8 protein-coding genes are annotated in these 11,359 nt (G+C 44.2%); 6 read left to right on the forward strand and 2 right to left on the reverse strand.

The genetic code is table 11. The features are described 5' to 3' along the window. Positions 1-8: 8 nt before the first annotated feature. Together L1D15_RS02395 and tssH are read right to left on the reverse strand one after the other, a co-directional pair. A complete protein-coding gene (locus tag L1D15_RS02395) occupies positions 9-1,652 on the reverse strand; it encodes a sigma-54-dependent Fis family transcriptional regulator (RefSeq protein ID WP_239874557.1) in 1,644 nt (547 codons plus the stop codon). Further along, the gene (gene tssH / locus L1D15_RS02400) at positions 1,639-4,311 is read right to left on the reverse strand and encodes a type VI secretion system ATPase TssH (protein ID WP_239874558.1); all 2,673 of its coding nucleotides are present in this window, start codon (positions 4,309-4,311) and stop codon (positions 1,639-1,641) included. The genes L1D15_RS02395 and tssH overlap by 14 nt, the downstream gene beginning before the upstream one ends. A 461-nt stretch (positions 4,312-4,772) precedes the next feature. On the opposite strand from tssH, the gene L1D15_RS02405 reads away from it, so the two are divergent. From L1D15_RS02405 to L1D15_RS02430, 6 genes are all read left to right on the forward strand, one after another. Continuing rightward, complete coding sequence (locus L1D15_RS02405; protein WP_239863942.1) at positions 4,773-5,291, forward strand: Hcp family type VI secretion system effector; 519 nt, start codon at positions 4,773-4,775, stop codon at positions 5,289-5,291. A 71-nt stretch (positions 5,292-5,362) separates the two neighbouring features. Then, entirely contained in the window at positions 5,363-7,456 is a 2,094-nt protein-coding gene (tssI, locus tag L1D15_RS02410; protein WP_239874559.1) for a type VI secretion system tip protein VgrG, read from the forward strand. Then, positions 7,456-7,941 carry a hypothetical protein gene (locus L1D15_RS02415; protein ID WP_239835244.1) on the forward strand — a complete coding sequence of 162 codons (486 nt, stop codon included), beginning with the start codon at positions 7,456-7,458 and terminating at the stop codon, positions 7,939-7,941. Before tssI ends, L1D15_RS02415 begins: the two co-directional genes overlap by 1 nt. Before the next feature lie 20 nt (positions 7,942-7,961). Next, positions 7,962-9,281: a hypothetical protein gene (locus tag L1D15_RS02420; RefSeq protein ID WP_239874560.1), complete on the forward strand. Its 1,320-nt coding sequence runs from the start codon at positions 7,962-7,964 to the stop codon at positions 9,279-9,281. Continuing rightward, positions 9,262-10,245, forward strand: a complete 984-nt coding sequence (locus L1D15_RS02425) for a DUF2169 domain-containing protein (protein WP_239874561.1) — start codon at positions 9,262-9,264, stop codon at positions 10,243-10,245. Before L1D15_RS02420 ends, L1D15_RS02425 begins: the two co-directional genes overlap by 20 nt. Next, complete coding sequence (locus L1D15_RS02430) at positions 10,242-11,195, forward strand: hypothetical protein (RefSeq protein WP_239874562.1); 954 nt, start codon at positions 10,242-10,244, stop codon at positions 11,193-11,195. The genes L1D15_RS02425 and L1D15_RS02430 overlap by 4 nt, the downstream gene beginning before the upstream one ends. Positions 11,196-11,359 lie beyond the last annotated feature (164 nt).

The following is an 11,359-nucleotide window of genomic DNA, read 5'->3' on the forward strand; positions in this document are numbered from 1 at the left end:
TGCACAATTTAGCTCGTTGTGGAAATATCGTACTTCTTCATTTTGTGGCTCAATGTGCTGACAGGCAGTGATAGCTGCTCCGCCACACGTTTGATTTGCCAGTTAGAGGCATTCAGGCAGTCGAGAATGACGTTCTTCTCGTATTCGCCTACCGCTTCCTTAAGACCTTTCGAGTAATCAATAACTTCTGTAGATTCCTCTTCGGGTTCATCTTCAACGATAAGCGATGGCTCGATCTCTACCTCAATGGGCTCTGCTATTTGAGGCTCATCCACTAAGGCCTCAGCTTCACCTAGCTCTATCTGACTGATCGTTTCAAAATCCGACAGGAGCAATGCACGCTCAACGATGTTTTTTAGTTCGCGAACGTTTCCGGGGTATGAGTATTCCTGAAGCTGCTTTTGCACCTTAGCGCTAAACCCTGGCGCTTGAGCAAGGCCTAAGTTAGAAGCGCTCTGCTTTACGAAATGTTCGGCTAGCGGCAAAATATCGGCTTCACGCTCTCTCAAAGGAGGAAGGGTGATAGGGAAGACATTGAGGCGATAGAACAAGTCGGCACGGAACTCGCCATTTTTGATTTTATCCATCAAATGACAATGCGTAGCCGCGACAACACGAACATCCACCTCGACTTCTTGGCTGGCCCCAACAGGACGTACTTTGCGTTCCTGCAAAACACGCAATAGCTTAGCTTGAAGCAATAATGGCATATCACCAATTTCATCAAGGAAAAGAGTTCCGCCATGAGCAGCTTCAAACAAGCCGACCTTGTCTTTATCTGCACCGGTAAATGAACCTTTTTTGTGACCAAAAAGTTCAGACTCAAGCAATTGCTCAGGAATCGCCGCACAGTTTTGCACAATAAGGGGTTGATCGGCACGGTTGGAGTTCTCGTGGATGTATTTCGCGATGACCTCTTTACCTGCTCCTGTCTCACCTCGAAGTAAAACATCGACTGGAAGCGTCAGTACTTTCTCTAAACGACGAAGAACTTCCAGCATTTGCTCGCTTTCTGCAATCGGCCCAGTGTAGTGGCTTTGTTTGCGCTTTTTGAGGTGTTGGTTCTCACGGACTAAAGCGGCATTATCGGCACTTAGGCTTTTGATCATATAGCCGTATTCTTCAAGCCAAACGGCTTGTCGAATACTGTTTGCTGCCATATTGCAAAATGCCGTTAGCGCCGATTCATTATCTATTACGCTCAAGTCGAATAGAGCTAATAAACCAATGGTTTTACCGCTGTCATCAACGAGTGGCCATGCAAGTAGGTTGGCACTTTTGATGCCAAGCGTAAGCTCTGTCTCATAGATGGCTTCACAATCATAACCATTGTACTGATAAAGCTCGTTAATCAGAACGACTTCGCCATTCTGTATCGCGTAGTTAAACGGATCGGTTTGGCTAGTTTGATCGAACGAGAGAGCTTGCCAAGGGTGTGAAGTGAGCGCTTGTTCGTTGTGATGAACAATGCTTGGGATCAGAGCCTGACCCGTCTGATCAAGAACGTAGATGATGCCGTGTTTGGAAAACGTCATCTGACGCGCTGCAGTGAGCACCGCATCCAAAGTTTGTGCAAGCTGGGTACGATCAGCCAGAGACTGGCTGATCGCTAACAGTGCATTACTCAGATCGTTCTGATTAGCTGAACGCATAAGATAGCGTTCCTTGCTCATCGACAGAGACAGTGATCTGACTATGCGACTCGTCCTTATCGTGCACTAGTAGTTGGGTCGACAGTTGAGGAAGTAATTGGCGATTAATTACCGCATCAATATTACGTGCACCGGTTTCTGCTAAGCGACAGTTACCGAGTACGAATTCGACTAGGGTATCGTCATAGTTCAATGACAGCTTGTGATGATTCTGCAGACGCTCTGACACTTTACCCAACTTATGGTGGATGATGTCTGTCATTGCTTCGTCTGATAGAGGTACAAACGGCAATACTGACATGCGAGCAAGTAGAGCTGGCTTGAAGTGTTGGTTTAGGGTTGGGCGAATGGCTTCTGCAATTACACCAGCATCAATATCTTTAGACTGCTGTACCAGTGACTCAATTTCATGAGTTGCTAGGTTACTTGTCATGATGATTAAGGTGTTCTTAAAGTCGATTGAGCGGCCTTCACCATCGTTCAGTGTGCCTTTATCAAAGACTTGATAGAACAGGTTAAGTACTTCTGGGTCCGCTTTCTCTACTTCGTCCAATAGAACAACAGAGTATGGACGTTGGCGTACCGCTTCTGTAAGCATTCCGCCTTCACCATAGCCAACATAACCTGGAGGTGAACCAATCAGGCGTGAAACAGTGTGTTTCTCTTGGAACTCTGACATGTTGATGGTGGTCATAAAGCGCTCACCACCAAATAGCTGATCCGCGATAGCACGTGCAGTTTCTGTTTTACCTACACCACTTGGGCCGACAAGTAAGAACACGCCTGTTGGTGCATCTGGATTACCTAAGCCGGCTTTTGCCGTTTGGATCCCTTCAGCCAAAGCATCGATAGCGTATTCTTGGCCTTTGATATTGCTAGTGAGGCTATCTTTCAGTTTCAGAGTTGTTTCTGCTTCATCTTGAAGCATTTTACCCATAGGGATGCCAGTCCAGTCAGAGATCACGTGGCTGACTTCATCTGGGCCAACTTCAAAGTGCACCAGTGGGTTACCGCCACGAATGGCATCCAGTTGCTCTTGGCAAGCTGCAATAGCAATACGCACCGCTTCTTCATCCATTTCTGCATAAGGAGAGGTTTGCGTTTCTTCACTTTCTTCTTCAGCATCAGCAACTTCAATTTCTTCGCCAGATACAAGCTCATGAAGACGAGTTCGCAAAGCGATCATTTCTTCAATTTGCTCTTTCTCGTTTTTCCATTGAGCTTCTTGGATTTCAAGTTCAGCTTGGGTTTCTTCCATCTTGGTCTTTAGATCTGGAATAGAAGCTAGGCTGTGTTTGTCGCCAGTTTGCTGAAGTTGGTCACGCTCAAGAGCCTCAAGTTCGCGAGTTTGAGCGGCAAGCTCTTGCTGCAAAGTTTCGACAGAAGCAGGGACGGCATTTAAGCTGATGTTGACGCGTGCACAAGCAGTATCCAGAACGTCAATGGCTTTGTCTGGCAGTTGGCGACCTGAAATGTAACGAGCAGAAAGCGCAGCTGCGGCTGTAATGGCATCATCACGAACGTAAACGTTGTGAGACTTCTCGTAAGCAGGGCGCAGACCACGGATAATCAGAGCCGCTTGCTCAGGTGATGGCTCATCGAGTTTAACCAGTTGGAAACGTCGAGCAAGCGCTGGGTCTTTCTCGAAGTATTTCTTATACTCAGACCAAGTTGTCGCTGCGATTGTTTTTACTTCACCACGGGCAAGCGCTGGCTTCAGCAGGTTTGCAGCATCACTACCGCCGGCTTGGTTACCACCACCGACAAGCGTATGTGCTTCATCAATAAATAAGATGATTGGTGTTGGTGAATTTTTCACTTCATCTAAAACGGCATTTAGGCGCTTCTCAAATTCACCTTTGACGCTTGCACCAGCCTGAAGTAGACCCATATCTAAGCCATAAAGCTCAACACCTTTCAGGTTATCAGGCACTTCGCCTTGAACAATTTTCAGTGCTAGCCCTTCAACCACTGCCGTTTTACCGACACCTGGTTCACCCACAGCGATTGGGTTATTTTTACGACGACGAGCAAGAATATCGACAATTTGGCGAATTTCTTGATCGCGGCAGAAAACAGGGTCTATCTCGCCTTTACGCGCTTTCCCGGTAAAGTCGGTTGTAAACTTGCTCAGTGCCGAACCTTCCTCACGAGCTTGAGTGTTCTCAGATGTTGCAACCTGAGCCTCAAGGGACTGGCTGGTCAGCTCGCCAAAGTTACGCTTTAGGCTGTCTGGGTTTACTGTTTCAAGAAGAGCAGAATATCCATGCTGTCCGTAACGTAGAGGGTTACTGACTAAGGTAAGTAGTAATGCACCAGAACGGATCTGCGTTTGAGATAGGTCTAATGAAGAAACTAGCCAGCTTTCTTGTAACCATTCGATCAATAAAGCCGAAAAGACAGGTTTTCCGCCGTTACCTGTTGGGCTTGTATCTAAAGTAGAGCGAATCGATTGACGTAAAATGTTTTCCGAACAGTCGAAGTGTGCAAGCAGAACATCGAAATCACTATTCGGTCTTTCAAGCAAACTTAGCAGGAAGTGCTCAATTTGTACTTCGTTGGCCTTTTCCGATACAGCTAAAGCTGCGGCGTCTTCTAGCGCGACTTTTGCGATAGGGTGCAGACGTTGAATTAATGAAGATAGATTAATATTTATCATTGTCTTTATCGAGCTTATGGTTTGTTTAAAGTTGGCTCGAATTGTACTAAATAATAAAAGTCATTTTTTTTTCTCCGCTATTTTAACAGGTGTTTCATGGTTGTTTGTTAAGCGATATTGAATAGTTTAAAACCCTATTTTTTACATGCGGCCGTCACAATGATTGTTATTTTAGTTATTCTGTCTTAAATGGCCGTTAATAACGCTTTTTTTACTCTATTGCCAGCCGTTGTTTTACCAAGTTATCTGAGCAACAATAAATTGTTTTTAAATCACAAGAAGTTGTTAAATTTTACAATTTATTGAATTGATAGATCACACTAATAATAACATTAACTTCATAAGTTGTTGATTTTTATGGTTTGCAAAGTTGGCACGGAGTTTGTATTAAGCTATTCGGGTCGCGGTAATAAGCGATTTGGTGAATTTAAATAAATAGAATTTTTTAGAAGGAATACAAGATGCCAACTCCTGCATATATGTCTATCACAGGCGAAACTCAAGGCGATATCACAAAAGACGCTTACTCAGCTGACTCAGTTGGTAACTCATGGCAAGAAGCTCACGTTGATGAGTTCCTAGTTCAAGAACTTGATCACGTACTAACTATTCCACGTGATCCACAAAGTGGTCAGCCAACAGGTCAACGTGTTCACAAGCCTGTAGTCGTTACTAAAGCACAAGACTGCTGTTCACCACTTCTATTCAACGCACTAGTTTCTGGTGAAAAACTGCCTGAGTGTAACATCAAGTTCTACCGTACTTCAGTACAAGGTAAGCAAGAGCATTACTACACAATCAAACTAATCGATGCTCTTCTAGTAGATATGCAAACTCGTATGGCTCACTGTCAAGATGCTGCTACTTCTGACCGTGTAACTGAAGAAGTATTGAGCTTCACTTACCGTGCTATCGAAGTAACTCACGAAGTTATGGGTAAAGGCGGTAACGACGACTGGCGTGCTCCACGCGAAGCGTAAGATCGTCTTACAGAACGCTAAGGGCCAACTTAGGTTGGCCCTGATATTATTATTTGTATCAGGTGAAAGGTATGCCAAATAACGAAGGTACGAGTGACGTAGAATTTAAATTTGAAGTTCAGGGTAGTGGTCATGAATTTCGTGTTGAAAGTTTTCAAGTAACTGAAGAACTGTCGAAACCATTTCAAGTCAGCCTCTCATTACTTTCACTTGATGCTGATATTACTTTTGATGAACTTATCCGTAAACCTGCGCTTTTGACATTATTTGGTCAGGGTGTGGGTTCTGCTCGTTTGTTCCACGGTGTCGTAAATGAAGTACGATTCCTTGGTTCAGGGCGTCGATTCTCTCGCTATCAAATCATTCTTGTTCCACAAATGTGGTTCATGACGCAGCGTCAAGACTGTCGAATTTTTCAGAACTTAGCTGCTCCAGATATCATTTCTCAAGTGCTTGATGACGCTTCAGTCACTGATTACCGCCTTGAGTTATCAGGTGTTTATCCGCCAAAAGAATATGTACTGCAGTATCGTGAAAGTGATAGCAACTTTGTCCAGCGTATGCTTGCTGAACATGGTATGTGGTACTACTTCGAGCACGCCGAAAGTAATCACACCATGGTTATCGTCGACAGTAATGATGCTATTCCGGAATTGCTCAATACGCCGATCAATGCTTCTTATGTCGGGCCACTGGTCTATCATTCAAACGCAGGTGGTGTAGCAGATCGTGAACATATTTTTGAGCTAGCAGCGATAAATCGTGTAAGGACGGGAAGTACAACTTACACGGACTATAATTATGAGCAGCCTAAGATCCCTCAGGAAATGTCCAGTGACGGTCCTTTAGATCAGGATCTTAAGCAGTTTGACTATCCTGGCCGTTATGTTGACCCAGCGATGGGGCAAGTCCGCGCTTCAGAATGGATTGCTGATCATCAGGTAGAAAATCAGCAGATCGAAGCCGAGTCGAATATCATGAGGGTCGTGCCTGGCTACAGCTTTAACATTAGCGAGCACCCACGTAGTGCGATCAACCGCGATTATACTATGCTGTCTGTCATCCATAGTGGTCATGATCCGCAAGTGCATGAAGATGAAAACAGCGGTGCTCCTACGACTTATCAGAATCAATTTATTTGTATTCCTCGAGACGTAATATTCAAAGCACCGAAATTGCCTGCACCTATGGTGGATGGTCCACAGACAGCGGTTGTGGTCGGTCCGGCGGGTGAAGAAATCTATACAGATAAATTGGGTCGAATTAAAGTACAGTTCCACTGGGATCGATACGGTAACAATGATGAGCATGCGAGTTGTTGGATTCGTGTCAGTCAGTCTATGGCTGCGCCAACGTGGGGAGCGGTGTATCTACCGCGTATTGGGCACGAGGTGGTCGTTACTTTCCTTGAAGGCGATCCTGACCGTCCGCTAGTAACTGGTGCGGTATACAATGGTTTGCATTATCCTCCGTACTCATTGCCTGAGAACAAAACGCGTACAACTTTCCGCACTCAAACGCACAAGGGCACTGGCTACAATGAGATGAGCTTTGAGGATGAAGCGAATCAGGAAGAAATTTACTTCCATGCTCAAAAAGACATGTCGACTAAGGTGCTGAACAACCGTTACCGTGAGATTGGTCAGGACGAGTTCCTTAAAGTAGGCCGTCATCAAACTAATGAAGTCTTCGGTGACCACCAAGAAACCATCGACGGACACAAAACGACTCAAGTAAACAGTACATTTACTGAAACCGTTGAGCAGGACGTTACGGTGACATATAACGCCAACGAAACTCAAACGGTTAAAAATAACTCCACACTGGATATTGGTGATAATCGCTCGACTAAGATTGGCAAAAACGATGACTTAGACGTGGGGGAAAACAGCAACTTGGCGGTCGGTGCTTCTCGCTCAGCTGACATAGGTGCTGATGATAACCTGACTATAGGCGGAAACCTGACGGTTTCGGTGAAAGGTAATACGTCATACAAAGCCGATGCCGCAACACAAGTGATCAGCGGTGACAAAATTGTTTTGAAAACTGGTGGGTCGTCTTTGGTGATGAACAGCGACGGCAGCATTAAGCTTTCCGGTTCATCCATTACGGTTGAAGGAAGCGACAAAGTGGTGATTAAGGGTGGCAACGTAGCGATTAACTAATGAAACAGCAAAAGCACCTAGAACAATTAGAGTTAGAAACACAGCAAGCCGAGCAATCGGCTTGCTTTTCCCGTTTTGGCACCATAGTCGACTTTAACGAAACTCAGGACAGTGTGAGAGTCGACTTCGAAGGTAATCCATTCGGTCAACCCCTTTCTGCTAGGTTGGGTCGTGGCTTTAGAAAGTCAGAGCTTAAATTAGCCATGGATAATAAGCTAAATTGTCGTATTGAGTTTATTAATCAGGATGTTAGCCTGCCTGTGGTGACGGATATTTTCTTCTCCATGCTGAATGATGGCGATGAAGTGATAATTCGAGCAGAGAAGATGACGATAGAAACGTCACAAGAGCTCATTGTGAAGAGCGGTGATACTCAAACTCGTTACAGTGGTAGAGACGATCGAATTACGACTCAAGCTAAATATGTAACCTCACAGGCTGAAAAAGCCCAGAAAATTCAGGGCGGAACGGTTGCTATCAACTAAGCAATTTACGCAGATAGAGTATGAGACAGAGAATTACCAAAGAGCAGCTTAACTCAGCATTAAATGATCAAGATCTTGCCAAAGCAATGGAGAAGCTAGACTCTCAAATTGCTCAGTTAAGTGCTTTGAAGCCAGCATGGCTTGAGTTTTGTCATGAGAAATCGGGTCTAGCCATAGAGTCACTCTTTTTCCTTTTCAAGCAGTGGGTAAGGTTGCACCGTAAAGGTTACCCATCAAACAGTCAGGATTATTTACGTTTGGTAGAGCGCCAAATGCATGAAGTGAAGCAAGTCTACTTGGCATTCTATAAATTGCACCCTGGGTTGGTTTATGAGTTAAAAGAGACTTCCCCAGAACTTTTTGTGTGGCTGATGCTTGAGCCAGAGTTTGAAGCGGATCGTAACCACTTGCTCGCAGCCTTTAAGATTGCTGAATCCCTTGATGCTCATGACGCAACATTACTCATGTTGCACTCAAAAAACGCCTATTTGGATATCACTTTAGCTCAGCTTGTTGAAGGTAAGGTCTTGATGAGGCAGCTATGTTTTGAGCTGATGAGGCTACGTCAGACATTAAGTATTGGTCTTGCAAAACATTGGATTAAGCATGAGTCGCTTAAAGAGCAAGAGGTACATCCAGTGCTTGCTAAGTTTGACGTCGAAGACAGTATTGAATGGATCAATGAAATCCAAAATGATGAAAAATACTTATTTGAATTATTGCTGTGTAAACATGACCGAGGCACATGGTTTAGAAAGCGTTTTGGTGTTCAAGAGCAGGGGTTACCCAGTGAAAATGTTGCAACCTACGCGAAACTCCTTGAACTAGTGGAGTTTAACCAGTTTGATCCAACAACTGACATGGCTCCAGTTCAGATGGTATTGACCGGCCGCCCAGAATGGATTTCTTCAGCTGTAGAGCATGTGATGGCGCTTGATGAAGAACAGGGTGAGGAATGGCTATTTGCGCTTTATATTGTGTATGGCGATCGCTTTCCGCTAAACCCTCATGATTTAGGCGTTGAATACGAATGGGGAGAAGCGGTGGTTCGACTGGAGGATTGGTGCAAGCTTGATGGTCATCGTGTTAATAAGCCGATGCGCCTAGGCGAAACCTTGACTTATGAATCGACTGTTCTTGCGATGAAGAATATCAAAATACCAGCGAAATACCGAGATTGGATATGGCGACATCTCTGTATCCATGGACGCATCTATATACCGTGGAGTTGGACAATGCCAGTAGCACAGCAAAACTGGCTTTTCAGTAAGATTTCCGATCAACCAGCAGCGATTGAACGATTTAACCTAAGGAACCAGAATGCAACTTTGGGATATTGAGCAAACGACAGATTTGCAAACAAAAGGTCGTTTTCAGCGTGACGAAAATGGGCATGAAGTCTGGGTGCTGACGGCGAAACGTCAATGGAATTTAAACGAAAAAGTTTGGCAAGAAGTCCTTGCCGAAGAGATTCATGATGATCCTGTGTATCTAGGTGAACCGGGTTTATCGGCCATGAAAATTGATCATGAGTTTCCAGTCTCAAAGCAGAATACGGATGTGCTGGTTTACGGAAAAGCCAGAGCCTATGCAAACCGCCCAGTGACCTATCATGAGTGTCGAATACTCATTGATAGTCATATCGACAAAACGATTGCAGTACACGGTGAGCGACAGTGGGTTGAGCATGGTGGTAGTGTGACGGTCTCTCTCCCTAAAGCTTATGTCGAGGCGGAAATTGACTATTCAAGAGCTTTGGGTGGTGATGAGCGAAATCGTCTTGGTTCAGGCGTGGCTAAAAGTAGCTCGGAGCTGTTGGAAAGAGGGGTTCCATCGGTGTTTTTTCCTAATGAGGATTGGGGGCCAAATACGAAAAACTTACGTGTTGCTGGTCTTGGGCCTGTTCCGCCTTTTTTTTCCGAGAGAATGCAATACGCAGGTACTTTTGATGATAAGTGGCAAGAGTCTCGACGCCCTCTGTTACCGGAAGATTTTAATCGCAGGTTTTACCAGTCAGCGCCTGCAGATCAGCAATGTAATGGTTTTTTAGAAGGAGGAGAGCGTCTGATGATGAGTGGGTTTTCTCATGATGACGTTTTTTCTTTCCGTATTCCATCAGAAAAGTATGTTGCAGTGGCTGATTTTGGTGAAGAAAAATTTAGGATCCCAATGGCGATGTATACCGTATTTATCGATACAGAAGCAAAACGCCTGACGATCAGTTACAGCGCGTCTTTCCCATGTCAGGCTAAAGAGCATTTGCTCGTTTCCTCCAAGGTACTCAAAGTAGGAGAGAAAGTATGAGTAATGTTTATGGTCGATATGTTTTGGATGTTGATGTACTGACCCCAATGGGGATGAATTTAGATATTTCATTGGCAGTAGCTAAAGCGGATTTAGCTCGCTTTAATCAGCAAGCTGATGAAAACGGAATCGATAAGTATACTTACGCCAAAGCTGACTTTATTAAAGGAGAGGAGAAGCAAGACAGGGCTGTCGATATGATCGATACACTGCTTTCTTCTATGTTAAGTAAGTTACCGAAAACTCTTAAACCTGTTCCTGTCATAATTTCTGTCCCAGAGTCGATAGAAAATAACCGTTTACTTAGTTGGATAGAAGAAAGTGAGCATGCTAAGTGGCTATCAAAGATCGATATCTCCCATGTAGGTGGTCCCCGATTTATTCATGACTCATTAAGCGTGCTCAACCAACAAGATGCGGTAATTTGTATTGCTGTTGATTCTCTATTTTGTGATTTGGATTCGCTCATTGCAGAGTCCAAAGTCATGGGAAGTCAAAATCCTTGGGGGGTAATTCCTAGTGAAGGGGGAGCAGGTGTCATTTTCACTAAAAAAAACATTATTGAGACCCTCAAATTGAAACCTATTGCTTCATTAGAATACTTTATTGCTGAGTGGAACACGTCAGATCGCAGAGGCATGATGCGTTTAGTTCGCAAGGCTGGTGAAGCGTTTGAACATTTAGGCCGTGTTTATTCAGATATGAATAACTCTAGGAATAATACGGAAGATTATGGTTTCGCTTTAGGAGCACGAGCAGAGAAATTCACTAACCCGCAACAGCCTTTTCTTATCAATGATTTATGGGGTACGCTAGGTCAATCATCAGCGATGGCTTTGCTTGGTAGTTTCACCCAAGTGCACAAATCATCTGACTCTGCATCTTTGTTCATGTATGGGCTAAATGGCGATCGTGGCTTATTAAGAATGTCTTTGTGTGACTATAAGTAATCGATGCTAAGCTGTGCCATGATATGGCTCCCTGTTAGTAATAGATTTATATTTAAGCTGTCAAAGAGAAACATGTTTTATCGGTTCTGCCGTCATTCTGACTAAATTGATAGATATAGTGGGCTTTTTATTTTTACACAGTTGAAAAACAATATTCAAAATAA

The sequence above is a fragment of the Vibrio sp. Isolate25 genome (assembly GCF_022398025.1).
GTDB classification, from domain to species: domain Bacteria; phylum Pseudomonadota; class Gammaproteobacteria; order Enterobacterales; family Vibrionaceae; genus Vibrio; species Vibrio coralliilyticus_A.

Excerpts from the sequence above, each read along its gene's own strand:
- L1D15_RS02395 (WP_239874557.1), bottom strand. The coding sequence starts at position 1,652 with ATGCGTTCAGCTAATCAGAACGATCTGAGTAATGCACTGTTAGCGATC.
- tssH (WP_239874558.1), bottom strand. The coding sequence starts at position 4,311 with ATGATAAATATTAATCTATCTTCATTAATTCAACGTCTGCACCCTATC.
- L1D15_RS02405 (WP_239863942.1), top strand. The coding sequence starts at position 4,773 with ATGCCAACTCCTGCATATATGTCTATCACAGGCGAAACTCAAGGCGAT.
- tssI (WP_239874559.1), top strand. The coding sequence starts at position 5,363 with ATGCCAAATAACGAAGGTACGAGTGACGTAGAATTTAAATTTGAAGTT.
- L1D15_RS02415 (WP_239835244.1), top strand. The coding sequence starts at position 7,456 with ATGAAACAGCAAAAGCACCTAGAACAATTAGAGTTAGAAACACAGCAA.
- L1D15_RS02420 (WP_239874560.1), top strand. The coding sequence starts at position 7,962 with ATGAGACAGAGAATTACCAAAGAGCAGCTTAACTCAGCATTAAATGAT.
- L1D15_RS02425 (WP_239874561.1), top strand. The coding sequence starts at position 9,262 with ATGCAACTTTGGGATATTGAGCAAACGACAGATTTGCAAACAAAAGGT.
- L1D15_RS02430 (WP_239874562.1), top strand. The coding sequence starts at position 10,242 with ATGAGTAATGTTTATGGTCGATATGTTTTGGATGTTGATGTACTGACC.